The 23,338-nt window shown below is 75.2% G+C and carries 1 protein-coding gene (running past one end of the window); it reads left to right on the forward strand.

The window, feature by feature from the left end:
• Window positions 1-23,338, forward strand: the 5' portion of a protein-coding gene (locus D9753_RS34910; RefSeq protein WP_163010877.1) for a glycosyltransferase. It continues 12,809 nt past the right edge of the window; 23,338 of the gene's 36,147 nt are visible here — the first part of the coding sequence; its start codon is at window positions 1-3; its stop codon lies beyond the right edge, outside the window.

Genomic DNA, 23,338 nt, shown 5'->3' on the forward strand with positions numbered 1-23,338 from the left:
GTGGCCCAGCTCCGGCTGCGGCTGGAGCGGGAGTTCGGCGGGCGGTTCCGGGCCCTGTTCACCGAGGCGTCCGGGATGCTCGGGCCGGTCCCGCTGACCGGGGACGACCCGGAGCCGTTGCGGGACGCGCAACACCGTGCCGTGCTACGGATCACGCAGACGCTGGGGCGGACCGGGAACGTGGCGCAGGCGATGGCCCTCGCCGGTCACCTGGCCGGGGAGACGGCCGGCATCAGGTCCAAGTCCCCGGGGCTGCCTGCCGGCGCTGCCTTCGGCGACGCGGAGCCGGCTCCCTCGGTGCTCGCGCTCCAGCAGGCGCTGGAGCGCGGGTTCGACGTCCGCCGTGGTGCCGGACTGGGCAGCGACCCCTCGGCGGCGGCCATGGCCAGGATCCTCGGGCCGGACGTCTACGGGCAGCGGCAGGCGCCCCCGGCCCCGGAGTTCCTGCGCGGCTACGACTTCTCCCAGCTTAAGGCGGCCCAGCGCGCCGCGTTCTTCGCCGCCGTGGATCTGACCCGGCCCGCCCCGCGCGCGGAGGAGCTGCGACCCTCCACGCTGCCCCGCCAGCCGCACACCGTGGTCGAGTCGGGCCGGCGGTCGATGAGCCGTGCAACGGTGCCCGGTCTGTCGAAGGCCACCCGGATCGCCAAGCTCGTCCACGCCATCTGGCTCGGCGGACCGCTGCGGGACGAAGGGGCCACGAGCGGCTTCCGCTGGAACCTCGAAAGACTGGCGTCCTCCCAGTTGGACTTCACCGTCATCCTGTGGACCGACGTGTCCCGCGCCGAGTTCGACGCCGCCGAGGCCGCCGCGAAGACGCCGGCCGGCACGGGGCGGGCGGGCCGCCGGCTGGCCGACGCGCTCGACATGCTCCACTGGGCCCGGGCCGCGCGGGTGCGACTGGTCGACGTCGACGAGGTCTTCACCGCGACGTCACCCATGATGCTGGAGGGCGTCTACAAGGCGGAGACCGCCCGGGCGATGGGCGCCGCCTACGCGGCCGCGAGCGACATACTGCGCGTCGAGATCCTCGCCCGGTTCGGCGGTGTGTACAACGACCCGGACGACGCGGTCTCCGGTGACCTGACCGGTGAGGTCAGGAGAGTCGTCGACTCCACTCACGGCTTCGGCATGGCGCGCCACGGAGGTCGGTCGTCCAACGCGGTCCTGATCGCACCCGCCGGGCACGCCTTCCTGGACCCCTATCGGGACGTGATCCGGGGGAACTACACGCGGACCCCGGCCGAGAACGTCCTGCGGTCCATGCGGTTGCAGAACGAGGAGACACTTCCGGACGACCGGTCCGCCCGGCGCCCGCTCGCCCCCGACGTCCTGAACCACACGCGGCAGACGGTGCGGGACGAGGTGCTGATGCGCACCGGCCCCAGCCCCACGGTCTGGCGGACACTGGCCCGCCGTATCGGGCTGCCGGACATGCTGGACGGGCTGGTCACCGTCTCGTCCGAGGTGTTCACCCTCGCGTCCGCACAGTCGTGGCTTCCGCCCCATCCCACCGAGGGCCCGGCGGCGACTCCGGTCACCGCGCCGGCGTACGACCCCGTCGCGGAACTCGGGGTCGCCCGTGATGTGGTGGTCACCCTGATCCAGGGCCTGCACCGGCAGCCCGGCAACCTCAACCTGGCCCAGGTCGCGCCGGTCGTCCGCAGCAGCCCCCGTCCCGACGAGCTGTGGGACGCGGTCGTCGGCTTCGTGGCCTCCCGCCCGGAGATCCGCGACCTGGTACGGTCCGTCACCTTCAGCACGCTGGGCGGGAACCCGCTCCAGCCGGTCGACACGGTCGTCCTTCCCGAGTGGTCGCGGCGCCTGGTGCAGACCATGCCGGGCGCGCCCCGGGACGGCCTCCGCAGCCATGTGCTGCCGGCCCGGCTCCTCGACCCGGCCGAGGTCGGCGGCGCCCTGCTCGACGGGCGGAAGGACGGCACCGCGCTGCCGGGCGGCGCGCCGTCGCGCCGTGCGCGGGGACCGCTGCCGGACATGTCACCGATGGCGGGGCCGTCGGGGCTGCGGTCGACCGGGCGCACGGCCGAAGCCGGTTCGTCGTCACGCGCGTCGTTCATGCCGCGCCTCGAGGGACGTGTGCCGGCGTCCGCCGACGCTCTGCTGAAGGAGTTGTTCGGCCGTACTCCGGGGCCGGAGCGACAGCGGACTGCGACGGACAGCGCCGCCGCACCGATCGACGTGGACGCCGGTGAAGCCGGTGAAGCCGTACAGCCCCAGGAGTGGCGGGCCAGGCCCTGGGCGTCCGAGGCACGGCCCCAGCCTTTCGCGCACCCCTTCGGGAGGCAGTGGCCGACGCGCGACCAGCGGGACGAGCTTTTCGAGTATCTCGGGCGGCTCGGCGCCGGCGCGGGGTCGGAGAGGGTCACGTTCGGGACGGTCGCCGACCATGTGCACGACACCCTGGGGCTGCGGCTGGACCGCGAGCAGATGGAACGGCTGCAATGGGAGCACCAGCAGGCCGCCGCGTTGTCCCCGCGCCGCACCTCGGCCGCACACCCACAGGTGCCGGAAGCGGAGTACCTGGCCGCGGCCGGCGACTTCTTCCGGCGGCACGGTCATCTGGAAGTGCCGAGCGAGCTGAAGGTCACCACACGGGCTGGTGAGATCGCGCTCGGGAAGCACATCGCGAACCTCCGTCTACGCGGCCGGCGGACGCTGTCCCAGGAGATGGTCGACCGCTGGGAGTCGGTCGGTATGCGGTGGTCGACGGCTGACGCGCTGAAGGCCGCCGCCGGCCCGGACGTGCCCGGACCGGACACCGCGCGGTACACGAGTGCCGGCCCGGGCGCGGCCGGACCGGACACCGGCCAGACGGAGGCCGACCCCTTCGCGGAAGAGTGGCCGACGGCCGTCGACCCGATCGCGGACTTCCTCGCGACGGCCGACTCGTCCTGGCTGTGGCCGGGGCAGGCGGACGACTCCGTGGCACTGGAGGAGTGGCTGGCCTCGTTCGCGAACGGCACCTACGGAGCGGGTACCGCCGGGCTGTCGCAGGACCCGCCGGCGGCGGAGCGGACGGAGACCGACGCCGCCGCCGAGCCGGTGGAGGAGATGGAACTGCGGCTTCGCCGGGAGTTCGGCGACGTGCGCTTCGAGCAGTTGGCGGTCGACGCGTCCGGCATGCTGCCGTCGGCCACGCTGATGGAGGGCGGCCCCGGGACCGAGCAGTTGAGGAACGCACAGCACCGGGCGACGCTGCGGATCATCGAGGAGTACGGCCGGACGGGCAACCACGTGTGGGCCCAGACCCTGGCCGACGAACTGGCCGGGCAGACGCGTGGCATCAGGCCCCTCACGCAGGGGACGCCGGGCGGCGCCCCGCCGGCGACGTCGGGCGCCGCGTCCCGCGCCGCCCAGCTCCCGGCGCGCACGCGCCGGCTGCTCGCCGAGGCCGCCGGCCAGGCGCTGCAGGGCCGTGCTGCCGCGGAGATCGGGCCCGACGCCCTGACCGCCGCCCTGACCAAGGCGGCCTCCCGGAGCTGGCACGAGGACTGGCCGGCCGCCGACCTCGCCCGCATGGTCGCGGCCGACCAGCGGTGGACGGAACCCCAGCACGCCCGGCTGCTCGACGCACTGGCGCAACCGGCTCATCTCCACGTGGTCAGGACGATCGTCCGGCAGCCGGCGCTCGGCGCGCTGCTCCGTGTACGCCCGCAGCATCTGGAGGTGCTGTCCCAGGCCGGCACGCTGCTGGCCAGAATGAGCGGACTGCAGCCCTTCACCCTCAGGAGGTACGAGCGGAATCCCGAGTTCCTGGACGACCTGCTGGCGCCCTCCGCCGACGGCCGGCGGGAACTGGTGGAGGCGATCGAGAGCCTCTCACCGGCCGCCAACAAGCTCCTGGGTGCGGTCGGACTGGCCACGCGACTCAAGGGCCGCATCGCCCACATCCTCGCCTTCTCGGGCGCCGGGCCGGTGGGCGAGGTCGTCACGTACCTTCCCGACCTCGCCGCGGCGGTGTCGGCCGTCTCCGTGGAGAGCGCGCGGGCGCTCTCCAGCGAGTGGACCCTGGTCCGGTCCCTCTTCGACAACGCCCGGCGCGACGAACCGGTCGCCATCGACTATCCGGCCCTGATCGACAACCGGAGGCTGCGCACCCGGCTGCAGGCCCACGCCGACCAGACATCTCTTCTGATCCGCGCTCCGAAGCTGCTGTCGGCTGTCACGCGGAACCTCGACCTGCTGGACGTCCTCGCACGCAGCCCGCGGCTGGTCGACATCCTCACGGACATCCCCGGCTTCGCGGACCGCCTGGCCGCCGAGCCGAGGTTGCTGACGGAGGCGGTGGACAATCCGGCGGTCGCCGACTGGCTGTCCCGTGATCCGGCGCGTTTCGACGCCGTGCCGGACGCCCGCCTGCTGGAGACCCTGCGGGACGCGTCCGCGCCCGCACCGGCCGCCGCGGCGGGCCAGCGGTCGCAGGACACCCAAGGACGCATGCTCGCGCGCGTCCGGGCCGCCCATCCCGGCCTGGACGTCGCCCTGACCGTCGAACCGGGCCTGTCGGCGGTCCTGCGGCAGGACACCGACCTCATGTGGGCACTGCTGGACCATCCCGGCCTGCTGTCGGACCCGCACGAGTACCGGCGGCTGCTGGACCCCGGAGCCGCGGAACTGCGTCCGCTGGTGCGGGAGGGATCCCCGTTGGTCGCCCCGCACCTGCTGCGGGCCGCCCTGCGCCACAGGTCTCTGCGGGAATGGTTCCTCCACGACTCGAACCTCCTCCGGGCCGAGCCGGACAATCCGCGCCGGGGACTCGCGAGGGCCGCCGAGGCCGATCCGCGCGTGGGGGAGATGGCCTTCTCCAACCCCGGGGCGGCCGAGCTCATCGCCAGCAGGGCTGTTGCTCCCCCCTTCGGTGACCTTCTCGACGCCTGGGCGGTACGACGCACCGACGAACGGCCCTTCACCCACCTCGGGGTGGCGGGATTCGAGGACATGCTGAGGCGCCCGGGGGACATCGCGCGGCTGTTGGACGTGTTGTTCCGCAACGACAGCGCCCTGCTCCGGCTGGCCGGCCATGACCGGCGCGTACTGGACGCCATCGACTCCGAAGCGGTGGCGAACCTCCACGCCCACCCGGCAGTGGTGACGGAGCTGGCCTCCCGGCCGCTCCTCCAGCTCACCACCGCCCACTGGAACGAGTTCTTCCGCTCCCCGGAGCTGCTCGCGGGGCTGAGCCGCAACCCGAACCTGCTGAGTCTGCTGGCCTCGGCGCCGGAGGTGCTCCGCGAGGCGATCGCGCGTCCCGGCCTCGTCGCGGCTCTGGACGACCCCGCGTTCCAGGGCGAGTTGTCGGCCGTCGCCGCGCAACGGAAGGCGCAGAACGCGAAGAAGAAGAAGAACAAGGCCTGGGTGAAGGACCTCGAACGGGTCGTGACGACGTACGGCGGGGACGCCGTGCTGTCACCCGAAGGCGTTCGTCTGACGGCGGACCACGTCTTCTGGGGCGGCCTGTGGGACCGGTCGCGGGACGAGGCCAGGAACCTGATCACGGACGTCATGTCGGGCCGGGGCCCGGAGTACCGGGAGCGGCTCCTGGCCGTCGACGACAGGATCCGCCGGAACGACCACCTGCTGGCCGCCGCCCGGCGCAGCCTCGCCATAGGTTCCCGCCTGTTCCTCAACAACGAGCTGGCCGAGACGCTCCAGGCGAGGCCCCGCCTTCTCGAACGCATCGAGGACACCACCTCCTCGATCCTGGTCGCGCTCCACGAGAACCCCGACCTCACCGCGGCACTGCGGACCAACGACTACCTCTACCGGTACGTCATGCAGGACCCGACCGCCGCCAGCGTCCTGACCTCCTTCCCGGAATTCACCCGCCGGCTGACCGACAACCCCGACCTGGCCCGCTTCTTCGTCCTGGAGCACCGGCGGTACAACCAGGTGCGGAGGGACATCAACCTCGACAACCTGATGGGGAAGGCGCCGGACGTCACACGCGTCCTCGCGGACGGCGGGCCGGTCGCGGATCTGCTGCTGAGGACTCCGGACCTGACCGCCCAACTGGCCCGCCACCTCACGGGCCGGACCGAGGACACCGTGGTCATCCGGGCCGTGGTGAGCGGCCTCCCGGCCGCCGAGACCGCCGCGCAGTTCCCGAAGGTGACGGAGATGCTGCGCCGGTTCCCCGCCCTGACCCGGGCGGTCGCCGACCGTGCGGAGGCGTTCACCGACGCGGCCCACTTCAGCCGGTTCATGTCCCGTGGAGACCTGCTGCGGGCGTTCGACCGGCATCCGGCGCAGGCGGACCGGGTGCTGAGCTCCCCCGAACTGGTGGAGACGGCGATCCGGACCCCTGCCGTGGTGTCCGCCCTGGCGGCCGACGACGGCCTGGCGCCGCTGCTCGAACGCCGCCCCCTGGGCGAGGCGGTGCACCGTCTGCTGCGCGAGCAGCCGGACCTGGCGACGCACCTCGCGACGGCCCCGGACGGGGGCGGTCGCGCGCTCCGCACGGCGCTCGGCGCGGTACGCGGCCTGGCCGAGGCCATGGTCGCCGACCCTCGCATCGGGCAGGATGTGCGCGACGCGCCGTGGCTGGGCGGGGCGCTGCTGCGCAGCCACCGCCTGGTCGAGCACGCGGTACGGGACAGCGCGCTGTGGCGGGCGGCACGGACGTCGGGGCCGCTCGCCGACGCCCTGACGCCCCAGGCGGTGCGCCGAGTCGCCCACCGCGAGGCGCTGCTGAGCCGGTTCACCGAACGACCCGGTGACCTGACGGGCATCGACCCGCTGGACCTCCGGCGGCTGCTGACCGACACCGGACTGACGCAGTTCCTGGACGACGACGCCGCGTTCGCCGAACGGTTCTTCCGCACGCCGGCGTGGCGCACCCGCGCACTCCAGGTCCCGCACTTCGCCGACGAACTGCGCAGGCTGGCACGGGACCCCGAGGGCTTCGGGCGACTCGTCGCGGACACCACCGGAGAGCACCTGCTCACCGCCCTGGCCCCCACCACCGCCCCCGGCCGGGACACGGCGGTCGCGCGGGCACCTCGGGTGCGGGACACCGTCACCCCGGCCCGTCCCGACGAGGGCGCGGCCAGGACGGCGGAGCCGAAGCCGGGCTCGGTGTGGGCCGAGGCGCTGGCCTCCGTGCCCGAGGCGGCGGAACTGCTGCTGAGCCGGGCGGCCACGGAGGTCGCCGGCGAGCTCGGCCGGCATCCGGAGCTGCTGCCCCTGCTGCTCGGCGCGCCCGCCGTGCTCGAAGACCTGGCCCGGGACCCCGCCGCCTGGCGGGACTACGTCTTCGACGCGTTCCTGGCCACCGGCGAGGGCCCGTCCGGCGACTTCGAGGCCGACTTCCACGCCTGGCTGGACCGTCTGGGCGCGGTCGTGGAGGGTGACCTGCACGGCCGGGTCCGCGGCATGGCGCGGGCGGTGTGGGACCGGGAACGGGCACGTCGGGACGGACTGCGGGCGCAGGAGGCCGCCCGCGTCGCGGATCGGCTGGCCGCCTTCCAGCCCCACCGGCCCGACACCTGGCACTACAGCGGCCGGCTCGTCTACGCCCGGCACGTCCGCGAGGAGCGGCTGTCGCCGGCACAGTTGCGGGACCTGGGCAGGGTCGCCGCCGGGCAGCTCCTGCCGCGGGAGAGCGAGGTGCGGGCCCACCAGGCGCTGCACGTCCACCTGGACGGCGGCAACGGCGGCGCGTCGTTCGCGCACGTCCTCGCCGACGACGGCCGGGTCGACACGCTGGTGTACGCCGTCAGCCCGGGGCGGCAGGGCAACAGTTACCTGTGGGACGGGCATGGAACGAGGTACGTCGACGGCCCGCTGGAGATAGGCGCGGTGCGCAACGAGCCCGCGCTGGTGTCCTCGAAGGCACGGGTGGAACAGGAGGCGGAGCGGGCCGCGACGCGGGCGGCCGAGGAACGCGGGAGCAAGGGCAAGGCCAGGGCCGAGGACACGAGGGGGACCCGGCCCGCCGGCGAGGTGTCCGCGGTGCCGGTCGATGCCGGGCTGGCACGGCTCGCGGACGCGCTGTCGGCGTACCACGCGGCCGTGGCCGGGCAGGACGCGGTGCGGCAGGTGCGGGACCGGCGGGCCCAGTCGCGTGAGCAGGCGAAGATGCTCGGCGCGCTGCGGGCCGCCCGGGAGACGCTGCGGGAGCTGGGGCTGGATCCCGAGACGCGGACGGACGCCGCGACGGACGTCGCGGCCGGGCTCGCGGCGCGGCTGGACGTACCCGTCCCCACCGCCACCGACTTGTTGAGCAGGGCGAGCGGGTACGTGCGCGCGCCGATGGTGATGGACTCCGAGGCGGCGCGGGAGGAGCACTACGGGCGGCTGGCCGAGGTCGCCCGTGCCCTGCACACGGAGGGCGAGGCGGCGGCCCAGCGGCTGGCCTCGCAACTGACCGGACCGAACACACGTCCCTTCCCGGCGGGTGCCGGCCCGCTCGCGGAGGCGGCGGACACCACCGACGAGGATGTGACGAACCAGGCCGGGCCGAGCACGGTCGTGGCCGAGCCCGTCATCGTGCCGGTGGACGACACGGCGGCGGCGGAGCTGGACTCGGTGGTCCTGGGCCCCCGGCCGAGGCAGCGGCAGAGCCTGGACGCCGCCCTGGACCAGCTCTCCGACGACCGGTCGGCGGACCCGCGGCCCGAGCGGCAGCCGGCTCCCCGGGCCGAAGCGGAACCGGCAGCCGTGGGACCGGCAGCCGTGGGACCGGCAGCCGTGGGACCGGGAGCCGTCACCCGGGAACCGAGCGACCATGTCCGCAGGTTCGGCTCGGCCTTCGACGGAGCCCAGGGCACCACCCACCTCGGCCTGGTGCCGCAGGAGACCGTTCAGTGGCTGCGCGACCAGGTGGCCCGGCAACTGGAGGGGGCCACCGGGCCCGACGAGGATCTCCGCCGGCGGATCGACGCGAGGCTGACCTCCTCCTACCTGGTCCACGAGTGGGCCGACGTCCGCAGCGAGACCGGGCTGCGCCTGCCGCTGGAACACCGTGGCATGCGCCGGACCGTCTTCGTACGGCTGCGGCTGGACGATCCCCGGTCCGCGCCCGAGCTGCTGGACGGGCTGGCCGAGGGCGTGCCCAACCGGGTGCAGCGCTGGGGCGCGGGTCACTCGGAGGCGGGGAACAGCTCCGGTACGGCCGATCTGCGGACCTTCCAGTTCAACTACAGCCATGTGTGGGACGTGCCGACCGCCGGCCCGCTCCGCCAGATCGTGGTGCAGCCGCAGGTCAACGTGGTCCGCAACCAGTTGTCGACGGCCGTGAGCGCCGCGGGCGGCGCGCAGTCGCTGTCCATCACCACCCTGCTCGGCGGGACGGTGCCGTTCGCGTACCGGATGCGCTGGCAGGTGCGGACCGACGCCGCGCAGGCGGCCGGTGACTGGACGGCCGAGCAGGAGAACGGCCGGATCACGGTCTGGTTCCCGGAATACCTTGCGCGGCCCGAACCGTCGGACGCCGACCGGGGTCCGGTGCCGCCGGACACGGCCGACGCCTCGGACGCCTCCGACGGCACCGTCGGGGTCCGGCCGGGCGTGGCCGAGCGCACGGCGGCCACGCTGCGGGCGGCGGTGCACGAGACCCCGCTGTACGCCGTCGAGACGGTGCTCGCCCCGGACCGCGTGCTGCACGCGGTCGAGGAGTCCTTCGCGGCGCACCTCGGCGGGGCGACCGAGGCGTCCCGGGAGGACCTGCGGCGGTTCTTCGGCGCCCGCAACCTGCGCGACGTGCTGCCCAGGATGCTCAGCGGATGGCACAGCTCACCGGTGCTGCTGACCGGTGACGGCTCCGTGCTGGGCCACTTCCGGGTGCACGCGCACCTCACCGAGCACGAGGAGACCGTCGGCCCGGCGGCTCCGGAGGCGGACCTCCTGCAGATGGTGGTCCGCACGGTACGCGTCACCGGACAGTCGACCGTCACCAACGCGGCGGGCGCCGACCTCAGTGTCTCGCTCGGCTTCTCCGCCCCGCAGCCCGGCGGCGTGACCGATCCGGTCGGCGGCTCGGTGTCGCTGAACGCCGGAGCACGCCACCAGGTGGCGTACGGCCTGGGCGCCGGCGGCGAGGTCACCAGGTCCCAGGCGCTGGAGTGGGGCGGACCGCTCTTCCGGGTACGGGGCCAGGTGGGCCTCGTGGTGGAGCTGGTCCGCCCCGGCGGAGACCGTGCGTTCCGGGCGCCGGATCGTGGCGGCCCGCTGGACACCCGCGTCGGGCTGGGCGCGTACCCGGTGGTGTTCCAGGTGCCGTCCCGCGCCGCGCTGGAGGGCATCACGGACGCCGCCCCGCGCCGGCTCCCGCCCGAGGTGGCGGAGTTGCGCTCGCTGGGCATCTCGACCACGACCCTGCGCGTCGACGGCACCGAGCCGCTGTTCGCCCTGGCCGAGCGCTGGCTGCGCGAACACGGCTTCCTGCCCTCGGCGACCCGCGGCGGCTGGACCGGCGAGGCCGCCCGGGGGGCCCGCCGACTGGCCAACGCCCGAGCCCTGGACCACGCCCGCTCCGGCGAGGCGCTGCGCGCCGTCGCGGACGAACTCGTCGACGGCGGCCACACGGTCTGGTTCGAGCTGCCGACCCTGGCCGACACCCAGCGGGTCGCGCTCCGGCTGTCCGCCGAACGCCGGGGCGACGGGCCGGTGGAGGCCGTCCGGGCGTTGCCCGGCGTCCAGGTGAACAACTGGTCCGGGTTCGCCCGTCCCGGCCAGGAACAGCGCACGGTGGCCCCCTTGGCCTGGTCGGTGACCGGGTCCGGCCAGGTCAGCAACCCCCTGGAGCGCCACGGCGACCTGCCCCTGCAGGGCCTCGGGCCCGACTACTCCTACAGCCGGCAGACCGCCACCACCACCGGCACCGGTTCCCTGGTGGGCCAGGAGAAGTACGTGGTGTCCTCGGCGGACGAGGGCCTCCAGCTCTTCGACGTCCCGGTGCGCCTGCGGCTGGAACTGACCTGGAGCCACGGCCCGGCGCCCCGGCCGGTCGTCACGGACGGCACCCTGGGCGTCGCGGTGCCGACGTACCGCACAGAGGCGGCACCCGAGGCGACGGGGGCGGCACCCGAGCTTCCCGAGACGGCCGCGCCCGGGACGACCGGGACGGCACCCGAGACGGTCGCGCCCACGCCCCGGTCCGACGCCGCGGACCCCGTCCTGGTGACGGACGAGGAGCTGGAGCGGCTGCGGGCCGCCGCCGACTCCGGCGAGCTGCCCCGGCTCCCCGAGACGGCCTTCGTGGACCGGGTGTCGGGCGGCGGCGCCCTGGCCGAGGCGGTGAGCCGGCTGCTGGGAACGGTGCGGCCCGCGCCGCGCACCGAGGACCCGCTCGACCTGTCGACGGGCCTTCCCGACGACCAGGAGGCGACCGAACGCCTCGTCCGGTCCTGGGCGTCGGACGGTGCGCCTGGGCCGCTGGGGCGTGCCGTCCGCGCCGCGGACGGAGCCTGGCGGTGGACGGCGCGCTCCGCGGTGGGCGGTTCGCTCACCGACCTGGACAGCATGGCGCAGCAGGTGCTGCGCTCCGCGCTCTCCTCGCAGCAGCTCACCGGCAACGCCCTCGCGGTGTTCGGCGACGGGTTCGTCCTGGAAGGTGTCGGCAGCTTCGGACTGGCCTCGGGCACCGACGTGTCGGTCACGGTGAGGGGCTACCTGACCGACGCGCATCTGCGCGACGCACCGCCCCCGATGAGCCTGGAGACCTGGCTGTACTCGGCGGACACCTCCTCGGTCACCCGGTCGGTGGGCAGCGGGCGGCAGACGGGCATGACCGTCAGCGGTGCCTACGGGCCGACGGTCGGGCTCTTCCCCAGCGGGCGGTACGCGTACTCCTCGGGCACCTCGGCCGGTGTGACGGTCGCGGACAATGCCGCGAACGCTCGGGTCACCGCCGACAACAACGCCCGGCTGAACCGGTTCACGGCCACCGCCACGTTCGAGGTGACGGTCCGTACGGGGCGCCGGAACGTGGTGTCCGGGACGCTGGCCGCCGGACCCCGCACGGAGCGGACCATCGGCATCCGCGTGCCGGACGCCGTGGAGTTCCTGCTGCCGAACAGCGAGCTGGCACGGCATTTCCCGCTCACGGCCGTGCTCGGCCTCGCCGCGCCCGTGCCGGCGGCCGACCTGGTCCTGCCGTCGTGGTACCGGGCGACCGGCCAGATCGGGCAGGGGGCCGTCATGGAGACCGTCCTGGAGGGCCCGCGCGGCGGCTTCCGGCAACAGATCTCGCGCGCCGTGGAGCAGGCGGCACCGGGGACGACCGTTCCGGGGGACGCCGCCTACCTGCCCGGTGTGGCCACCTGGATCGCCGACCGCACCTCGCCGGTGGCGCTGCGCGCACTGGTCGCCGCGGGTCCCGAGGGACGCGTGAGCGTCCACTTCGTGCACCGTGGCTGGCTCGGACCGTGGCTGGTGGAGGTGGCGCTGGCGGCGATTCCGGCGCCGGGCGCCGAGCTCGACGCGCTGCGTGGGCGTTCCGCCCCGGACACCTCGGAGCTGACCCGCTCCTCGGCCCACGGCAGCGGGCGCGACGGCAACCTGCCGGTGCCCGGCGCCGTGGGACAGAGCGTCTCCCACTCCCGGGGCCACGAGCTGGACGCCATCCCCGTTCTCCAGTACCAGGGCCGGCGGGTGCAGACCACGCTCGGGCTGTCCGCCGAACGCGCGGTGGGCGCCTCGGTGTCCTCCTCCCGCGAGGCGCGTTCCTGGCAGCGGTCGGGCCGGCTGGCGGAGTTCCAGGTTCCGTACCGGTTCCTGGCCTCCGTGCGCAGCATCCCGCTGACCGGGGCCCGCGCCACCCGGCTCGCCGACGCGGTGGCCGGCGGTGTCGCCGTCGCGGACCTCCACGCCTCCGTCGACGCGCGGGTGACCCTCCGCTTCGACCGCACCGACCTGCCTGCCGCGCCGGACACCGCGGCACCGTTGACCAGGCCCGAACCCACCGTCCTCACCCACGACCCCGCCGAGTGGCGGGTGGCGCCCGAGGACGCGGTCGCGGTCGACGTGGACGGCCTGCCGCTCGCCGTACGCCCCGCCCTGACCGGCGAACACTGGATCCCCGTCCGGCCGTTCGCCGTCTACGCCTTCGACGCCGCGCAGCAACTGGCACAGGCCCTGCGGTCGGTCGACCCGGCACTCGCCGGCGTGGACCGGATGCACACCTCGCTGTCGTACGAGGCCCTGATGATCCGGCTCGCCCGGCTGGTGCGGCCGGGCGGCGACGACGCGGGTGAACTGCTCGATTCCAGCGCCGTGGGCCGTCTCATGGGACGCGCGGGCACCAGTGACGCGACGTCCGTACGGCTCAGGCTGTACCCGCAGGAGGTCCTGGCCGAGGGGCCCACCGCCCTGGACGACGTCCGGGTGGCCTCCGACACGTCCGCCGCGAGCGCCTCCACCACGGTCACCCCGGCGGTCAGCACCCGGTTCACCACACCGCTGACGGCGGACCAGACCGACCGCGTCCGCCTCACGCTGCCGAACGCGCAGAACCGCGCGAGTCAGGGCCAGTCCTCCGCGGCCAACGCCTATCGGCGCGACTACCTCAAGTTCGGCGTCTCGGCCCCGGCCGGGGCGGACGGTCCCACGCCCGGCCACCTGATCCGCTCGCTGGCCGTACTGCGGGTCGAGGGACCGGCCGGCACCCGCTGGGTGGTGGGCACCACGGTGCTGCGCACCGTGGACCTTCCGCCGGGCCTGACGGCGGCCCGCCCGCCCGAGAGCACCGAGCAGCCGACACGGGCGGACGCGGAACAGGGCGCACAGCCGGAACCCGGACAGGCGCCCGACACGCACCCTGAGCCGGCGCGGGTGCGTCCGGAAGCGGCGGAGGTGGAGCCGGCCCGGGTCGGGGAGTCCGCCGGGGGCGCGGAGACGGCGACGGCACCGGGCCCGTCGTCGGTCTCGTCGTCCGTTCGGGTGCCGGGCTCGGTGCGTCCGGATACGGCGGAGGAGGAGCCGGCTCAGACACAGGCCCGGCTGGAGGAGACCCGGGCACTGCGGGACCTGGGCCTGGACCTCCGGGCGTACGGGGAGAGCGAGCCCGTCATCACGCTGGACGCGACCGGACAGGCGGCCGGCCGAGGGGTGTCCACGGTGCCGGGCGGCGGTCAGGACGGCCACGGGGCGTTCGCCTCCTTCCCCGCGGTCGCCGGTCACCGGCTGCCGGCCCTCGACATGCGGCCGCTGTACGACGGCGCCGGCACCGTCGTGGGACTCGACCTGGGCGACCCGTACGAGGGCCGCCTGGACCAGGCACGGCTGTCGACGGCACCGGACGGCTTCGTGCTGAGGTTCACGTTTGACCCGGGCGTGCCGCCCGCCGCCCCCGCCGTCGTGGGCCGCCGGGGCGGCGAGCGGACACGTCTGTCGCTGGACGCGTTCGCGGAGCTGGCCGCCCAGAACCGGATCGGCGACCGCCCGTTGTGGCTGGTGACCGACGACGGCGCCCGGTACGGTCTGGACCTGGCCAGGACGGTGGCCGACCGGGCGGGCGTCACGGTGTGGACGCACAGCGGCCGGGTGGACCTGGTCGGCAACGCCTTCGGGGCCCTGGAGCTGCGGACCGTCCGGGACCCGGACGGCACCGTGCCCGAGGGGCACTGGATGCGTGTCGACCCCGGCCAGGCACTGCCGTCCGACGCCGACGAGGGCGCCGGAGCGGACGGCCACGTCCGCTCCGTGACCGGCGAACGGTTCCACTTCCGTTCGCTGCTGATGACGCCGTTCGCCGACCCGCGCACCGGCCGGGTCATCGGCCACATGTCGCTGAGCCCCCGCGAGCTGGTCCGGGCCGAGTCCGCCTTCCGTGCTCTTCCGGACACCACCACCTTCCGCGCCGGGCGGGTCACGGACGACGACACGGTCGTCACCGGCGCCAATCCGTGGGGGGACGGCGCCCCGAGGCACTACCTCGTCGCCCACGGCCCCGCCGGAGCGGCGACCGTCCGCCTGCACACCCGGGACGGCCGCTCGGTGGAGTTCACCGGCGAGCAGACGGGCGCCCTGCTGCGCCGCCAGACCGGCTTCGAGGCGTTCCGGCGTGGCGCGGTGCACCGCGTGGACAGCGCCGTGGTGACCGTCATCTGCTACGCGGGACGGCCGGGCCCGCTCACCGAGACGCCGTACATCCAGGGTCTGGCGGACAGCCTGCGGATGGCGGTGACCGGCCCGACCGGAGCCCTCGGCATCCGCTCCTCCGGCCGGGTCCACATCGAGCCGTTCCGGAACCGGGCGGGCTGGCTGACCGCGCTGCCCGGCATCACGGGCACCACGTTCCGGGGCGAGGAGATGGTCGACGTCACCGACGCCACCGACGGCGCCGGCACGGCTTCCGTGGCCGCCGGTGAGGACGTGCTGCGGCTGGCCGCCGAACCCGGCACCCCGGGGGCGGAACAGCTCGACGGCGCCATGATGGAGCCGCGCCCGGAGGCCGTGCCCACCCTGGGCGCGCTCCGGCCCACCGACGACACCGCATCCGTGACTGATGCCCCCCGGGCACCGCAGCAGGAGCCGGCCGCCGACGCCGCCGTCACCCGGCCCGCCGAAACCCCCGGACAGACCCCCGGCCACCGCGACGCGGACCTGGTCTTCGCGCCGCCCGCCTCTACCGCGTCCCCGGACTTCCGGCACGGCATCGGCGCCGAGACGTACGCGTTCGCCGGCGACCGGCTGCCGGCGGCGGTCCGCGAGGGCGTCCGGGCGCTGCTGCCGGACCGGTTGCGCGAGCGGGCCGGGGACGCCCTGGCCGAATACTTCGACACCGCCGGCCCCGACGACGTCCTGCGCCAGGCCATCGGCGACCGGGTCACCCTGGTGCTCGGGCTGCCCGGCGGCCCGGTCGCCGTCACCGTGCGGCTGCGGCTGGGCGACTGGACCCAGCTCACCGCCCCGGGCGGCGAACCGCTCGCCGAGGACGCCGGCACCGCGCAGCGGGACAGCCTCGACCGGAGCACCCGCCAGGTGCTGGACTGGCGGGAGACGACGTCGGCCAACCGCGCGGTCAACCACGGTCTCGACGCGGCCGCCACCCTGCCCTTCTCGCAGGCACTCGCGCTCGTACCGCACCTGGCACAGGCCGGCACCGCGCTGCGGACGATGCTCACCGGGTCCGGCAGGACCTCGGACTTCACCGTCTCGTCCACCTTCGGCACCACGCGGACCCTCACGCCGTCCGCCGACCGGGCCGTGGAGTTCCGGCACGACGTGGGTGTCGACCTCGTGGTGCAGCGTCGCGGCCAGGCCCCCCAGCGGTGGCAGACGGTGGTCGAGCGCTCTCTGACCGGCCGCTACCCCCGTGCGGCCGTACGGGAGCTGCCGCGCCCGGACGGAGTGCGGCACGCCACCTCCGCGCTGTGGCCGCAGTGGTCCGGCGCCACGGAGGCCGGCACCGCCGGGCTGCGCCGCGCCCTGGAGGCCGCCCGGGACGGCCGTGACCCGACGGCCGACGCGCACCATCGCGCGGACGCGGCCGGCCGGGTGCCCCGCCCCGCCGTCGTCGGCGAACCGGTCGCCCTTCCCCGCGCTTCGTGGCTGGACTCGGTCACCGGCGCGGCCGACTACCGGGCCGCGGTGTTCGCCGCGGTGGGCCCCGCCCTGGCCGACCCGTTCTCCCCGGCCTTCGCGTCGTTGGACGCCTTCGCCCGGGTACGGACCCTGATGGCCGGTCTGCATCAGGCCGCCGCCGGCGGATACCGGTCGGCGCCGGTGTACTCTGCCACCGGCCGGCCCGACGCGGTGCGTGTGCGCGCCTCCTTCCACAACCCGAGGGTCGTCGACGACCTCGACGAGCCGACCCGGATGGACGCCGAGGACGTCCGCGTCGGCGAGGTGGGCGCGCAGTCCACCCAGTGGGACGCCTCCACCACCGGCATCTCCGACGCCCTCTCGCTGATGGCGACCGCCGTCGGGGTCCCGCTGCCGCTGCCCTCCCTGTCCTTCGTACGGTCCGTCGGGTTCTCCCGCCCCGGCCAGCAGGCCGGCAGCGTGGAACTGCACAAGCTGAAGTACACCGACGAGCCCACCACCGTCGTCGAGTTCGACGTCCGGGTGGAGACCCGGGGGCTCGGCGGGCGCGGCGGCCCGGAGACCTGGCTCACCGCCCGGGTGCGCATGCTCACGGCCGACGCGGACCGCCTCGGACTGCGGCCCCTGGGCCCGGCCGTGTCGGCCGCGGGCCGGCCCGCCGCGGATCCCGACGTCCTGGCCAGGACGGCCCCCGGCCGCACCCTGCGGCTGCCCGCGCTGTTCCGCGACTGGCTGCCGCCCACCAGTCGCGTCAGCCGCCTGGACGGGACTGCCGTCGAGCGGGTGCGGCTGCGGACGCTGCGGCTCGTCCACGACCACTTCCCCGGTTTCCTGGCCGGCCGCGACCCGTGGCGGGACGTCCCCGTTCCCGATGCCGCCGAGCTGCCGGCTCGGCCGGTCGGTGACGTGCCGCTGGAGCACCACGTCCGCAACCAGCTTGCCCTGGACGAGGCCCTGAGCGAGACCGGCCTGACCCGCCGCCTGCACCTGATGGCCGGCCCGGGCCACACAGTGGTGCTGACCCGGACCGGTCCGGGCGGAGTGGACCGCATCAGGGTCACCGTCCGCGCCGCCCTCGACCCGGACGGCTTCACCTACGTCCGCTCCCAGCGGGGGCAGACGGACGTCTACTACGGGTCGTACTTCGACCTGACCAGTTCGGCGACCCGCCGGTGGAAGCTGGCCGCGGGTGTCGAGCTGCCGGTCACCGGCCTGCTCCCGGACGCGGACGGGTCCGGCGAGGCCGCCGGTGGCCGCCTCGCCCCCGGGGTCAGTTGGAGCCGCTCCGTCACCGAGGCCGGCGGGTTCCTGGCGGGCGGCGCCTCCGGCGGCGGATCGCTGTGGCTGTCCGAGTTCAGCGGACCGGTACGTCTCGACGTCACCGTCGAGCTGGTCGCCGGCCCGGGGCGGCCGGCACCCGCTCCGGTGGTGTCCGGCCCGCTGCCGGTCGAGGCCGACCTGCTCGTCACCGAGGACCTGGTCCTGGAGGACGACGGCAGCGGCCGTCCCGTCCCCACCCTGCACCTGGAGAGCAGGCTCGACGACGACGGCACGGCGTTCCGGGCACCGCGCTCCACCGGCGACCGTCCGGCCCCGACCTGGACTCCCGAGGACGGACGCCTGCCACAGGACACCCTGCACATGGTCCGCACCGACCACCTCCTGCCGCACATCACCGACCTGCTGCGGCGGACCGGCGTGCCCGCCCTCGACCCGCTCGACGAGACCGCGCTGCGCGCCGCAGTGACCGGACTGGGCCCCCGGGTACGGGACTTCACCGGAGCCCCGTACCCGCTGTGGACCCGGCCGATCGGCCGCAGCTCGCTCGGTCTCCGGCAGTGGGCGGAGGTGTCGGTGCAGGCCACGGCCGGCCCGCTGACCGCGATCGGGGAGAGCGACAACGCCTACCTCTACGACCACACCCTGGGCACCGCCCTGGTCCGGCACACGGAGACCGACGACAGCCTGTCCCTGTACGCGGCCCTCGGAACGTCCCTCGTCTTCACCCCCGGTGCGGCGGCGGAGGGAGACCCCGTCGACGTGCACGTCTCGGACACCAACCGCACGGGGCTGGAACACAGCTACGGACGCCGCGCCCAGGTGTCCGGGAACCGCGCGGCGAGCGGGCAGAGCGACCGGGTCGACATCACGTCCGGCGCGCACGTGTGGGCCGACGCGCCCGCCACGTTCCGCGTCACGGTGCGCCGCTGGTCGGAGCAGTCGGCCGGCTTCCTCGGCCGCTTCAGCTCCCGGCGCAACTCCCAGGAGGAGACCACCGGCGAGCCGGTGACGGCGCCCGGACTGGCGCTGATGCAGCGGGAACCGGCACGGGAGCGCGGTCTCGTGGCGGCACCGGAGTCAGACGCCGGGGGAGAGGCGCAGGCGGGGACGGCCTCGGCCCCGGACGCCGCGGTGACGCAGGCGACGGCACCGGACGCGCCGGCGGCGCTGGCGCCCGCCAACGTGCTGCGCGGCGACGGCTTCGACCACACGGCGCTGCTCGAAGTGCCCGACCTGCGGCCGTTCGTGCGCGACCTGCTGCCCGCACTCCGCCAGGTGCTCTCCCGGGAGCACGCCGCCGCGGTGGAGGCCGAACTGTGGAAGGCGGCGGCCCAGCAGGGCACCAAGGCGCTGCTGGAGACCATGCTGGTCGGCCTGCCGATCCTGGTGCCGCACCGGCACCAGTTGTGGACGACGATGGCCCGGGTCACCCTCACGGCCAGGCTCACCGACCCGCGGGCGCTGGGCCAGGAGCCCGGCGGGCACGTCGTGGAGGGCAGGAACCTGCGCACCGTCGAGCGCGCCGGTACCCCGGCCGACGGCGGCCGGCAGACCGCGTACACCGAGGACCGCTCCCTGGTCGACTCCGACGCACCGCAGCATGCCGCGTCGGGCTTCGCCCCCACGGTGGGCCACGCCTTCTCCCCGGGCGGGCAGGCGAGGACCGGTCAGCGGACGGGCGCCGCGCTTCTGCACGCCACCCGGCCCTGGACGACCGCGTTCGACGTGGAGGTCACCGCCCGGCTGGACGTGCACTGGGCCCTGAGCGCGGCCTCGCCCGGCGTCGGCATGGCCCTGCCGCTGATCGGTCGGCACCAGCACCACCTGCTCGGCACCCGGATGCTGCCCGGCGCGCTGCGCCTCGCCTACCGGCGGGAACTCACCCAGCCCCATCCGCGACCGGCCCCGCGTCCGCCGGCCCTGGTGGAGAAGGCCCGGGCCGCGTACGAACGCCACGGAGCGCGACTGACCCCGGACCTGCTCCGCGAGGCCTTCGTGGGCACCGTCGGCGGCCTGGGGGCACTGCGGGCGGCGGCCGAGGACCTGTTCACCGGCCGCGGGCCGGCCACCAGCCGCGGGCCGGCCACCGGAGCGTCCCTGGCCGCCAACTCCTGGCAGGGCGGTCTGTTCGTGCTGCGGTCCAAGATCGCGGCGATCTTCAGCCCGCCCTACATGGGCCACTGGTTCCTCGATCTCGCCGCGCAGGGCACCCTCCGCGAGCCCATCACCCTGCCGGGCACGAGCAGCGACCAGCGCGGCCACCTGGAGATCACCGCCGACATCCGCGGGCTGCGCGCGTCGGCGCCGCGCCCGGACGGCGGCAGCACGCTGCCCGACACGAGCGTCCGGGAAGAGCAGCACTCCCTCACGGGGTCCTCGGGCACCGTCGGTGCGGGAACCCGGACGGCGAGCGCGCTCGGCGCCACCGTCACCGGCGGGGAACCGCTCCAGCAGGACAACCGCCCGTTCTCCCGGGTGGAGGCGACGTCGATCACCTGGCACGTCGTCCACCGCCCGGTGGGCGGCACGACCCGAGCGGTCGACGTCACCGTCAGCGACGAGGCGGCCGTCTTCTACGTGCCCACCGAGAAGCTGGAGGCTCTGCTCACCGGGGCCGGCGACGTGGCTCAGGCGCCGCCCGCCGTGGACAAGGGCAAGGCGCGGCAGGAACCGGCGGAGCAGGACCCGGGGGAGCCGGCCGCCACCGTGCGCCTCACCCCGGAGGAGGAGGCCCTGGCCTGGCAGGAGGACACCGACGCGGCCCTCGAACTGTCCCGCGCGGAGTCGGCGCTGGCCACCCTGGCCGCCCACACCAGCACGGGCGGGCACGCGGCGGCCGTCGAGCGCGTGACGGCCGCCCGCCGGCGACTGGCGGAGGCGGCGGCGCTCACGGAGACCCTGCGACGCGAGTCCACCCTGGTGCCGCCCACTGAGGACGAACTGAGAGCGCATCCCCGGTTGCCCGGCGGCAGCCCCCTGGACCGCTTCCGCGAGCCGGCCGACGACCACGTCTCCCATCCGATCGTCTCCGGCGCCGGCACCACCGTCGGCCGCGCCTACTTCGGACCGGCCGACTGGGCGGGGCGCGCCGGGGACTGGGCCCAGTACGACCCGGCCACCACCGGTGTCTACATGCGCCAACGACAGCCGAACCGGCTCGACCAGGTCGCGGAGCCGGTGCCGTGGCGCGACCCGGGCCAGTACTTCCTCACCTCGCACTCCAACGAGGCCCAGCTCGCCACGGAGGACGCGGCGGGCAACCGAAGGCGCCTGTTCGGCGCGGAGCTGGCCGCCGTGCTGCGCCGGCGTCCGAGCCTGCGGGAACTGCGGGCGCAGAACCCGGGGGCCGGCGTGGTGATGGTCGCCTGCGACGCCGGGGCCCTCGACGACGGTCTCGCCCAGCAGACCGCGGACCACCTCGGCGCCACCGTCTACGCCCCGACCACCGTGGCGGGGATGTACCGCCCCACAGCGCCGGCCGAGGAGCCGGAGCGCCCCGCTCGGGAGCTGCCCGCCCGTCCGTACGCGAGCGGTCCGGACGGCCGCTACCGTGTGTTCCGGCCGCGCCCGCACGCCGCGGTCGGCATCATGTTCACGAGCGGCACCAAGGTGGCCGCCGCCGATCTGCCGGTCATCGACCGCCTGGCCGCCGAGACCGCGCCCGCCGCGCTGGCGGCCCGGGGGAATCCGCGGCAGAAGCCGGTGGTCACGGTCACCGGTTACGCCAAGGGACGCTTCCCGGACGGCAAGGGCGTCAACACCGGCCGGCAGCGCGCCGAGAGGGTCGCCGGGCTCTTCCGCGAGAGCCTGGCCCGCCACCTCGCCGCGCGGCAGCACGGCCAGGCGGAGCCGATCGGCACCGAAGCGGTCGTCGTGCTCACGCTCTCCCGGGGCCAGGACCTCCCGGCGGAGGACGTCGCCGCCGGCCAGGACCGGTCCGACCAGCTCAGCCGCGCGACGATCACCGTGCATGTGCCCCGGCCCCGGGTGCCCGGGCCGGAGCAGGACCCCGGGAGGGCCGCGGCCCCGCACCGGAGGGGCTTCTCCGCCCCCCGGCCGGAACTCCACAGCGGTGACGCCGACCCGCTGGACCGCTTCCACGCCCCGGAGGAGGACGTCAGCAGCTACCGGATCGTCTCCGACGCGGGCACGATCGTCGGGCGCGCCTTCCACAACGCGCGGGACTGGGATGCCCGAGCGAAGCACTGGGCCGCCTACGACCCGGCGTCCGACACCACGTACTCCCAGGCCGGGCGGTGGGAGGTCGTCGAGCGTCCGGCCCCCTGGGAGGGGAACAGGCACTACTTCCTGTCGGCCCACGGCCACGGCGGCATCCTCGCCGTCGAGGACACCACAGGCGGCGCGCGGTACCTGCACGGCGCGCAGGCGGCGGCGATGCTGCGGCGGCGCCCCAGCCTGCGGGAGCTGAGGGCGCAGCACCCGCAGGCCGGCGTCGTCATGATCGCCTGCGAGGCAGGCGCCTTCGACGACGGCCTCGCCCAGCAACTGGCGGACCACCTCGGCGTCACCGTCTACGGGCCGACCGCGTCGGTCGCCGTCATGCGCTCCCCCGGGGCGTCGGCCGCCCGCCCCTGGCTGGACACCGAGGACGGCGTCGCCGAGTACCGCACCTTCCGCCCCCGGCCCGAGGCCGCGACCACCGTGTCGTTCGCCGACGGTTCCAGCGAGCTGACCCCCGATGAGCTGGCCGTCGTCGAGGACCTGGCCGCCGACACCGTCCGGACCGTGCTGTCCGGCGTCGGCACCCCCAAGCTGAAGCCCGTCGTCACGGTCACCGGCTACGCGGCCGGCACCGGCACGGACATCCACGGGCACGGCATCGGCCAGGAGCGGGCCGAAAACGTCGCCGCGGCCTTCCGCAGCGCTCTGGCCGGCCACTTCACCGCCCTCGGCCAGGACGGGGCGGAGCGCGCGGCGGCCGTCGTGGTGCTCGCCCTCTCCCGGGGCCGGGACGTCCCGGACGACGACCTGACCGGTGCCCAGGACCCGGCCGCCCTGCTGCGGCGTGCCACGGTCACCGTCCACGTGCCCCGCCCCCCCGTCCAACCGCCGCAGCCCGCGGCGGACGAGGACGACGAGTTCGGCGGCTACGACAGGGACCTCGAGGACGGATACCGCGGCGTCGACCCCGGACTGCTCAACACGCTCCCCCCGGACACCGACGCGCCTCCTTCCCACCGGATCGTCTCCGACGCGGGCACCGTCGTCGGCCGGGCCTACTTCGGTGAGGCCGAATGGGCGGACCGCTCGCGTGTCTGGGCGCAGTACGACCCGGCCACGACCGACGTCTTCATGCGGCAGCGGCAGGCGTACGACGCGTTCGTCCAGCAGCCCGTGCCGTGGTCCGGGGCCGGCCAGTACTTCGTGTCGGCGCACGCCAACGAGGCCCACATCGCCGTCGAGGACGCGACGGGCCGACGGCGGCCCCTGTACGGCCCCGAGGTGGCCGCCATGCTGCGGCGGCGGCTCAGCCTGCGGGAGCTGAGGGCGCGGCACCCCGAGGCGGGCGTGGTGATGGTCGCCTGCGAGG

The sequence above is a fragment of the Streptomyces dangxiongensis genome (assembly GCF_003675325.1).
Taxonomy (GTDB): Bacteria; Actinomycetota; Actinomycetes; order Streptomycetales; family Streptomycetaceae; genus Streptomyces; species Streptomyces dangxiongensis.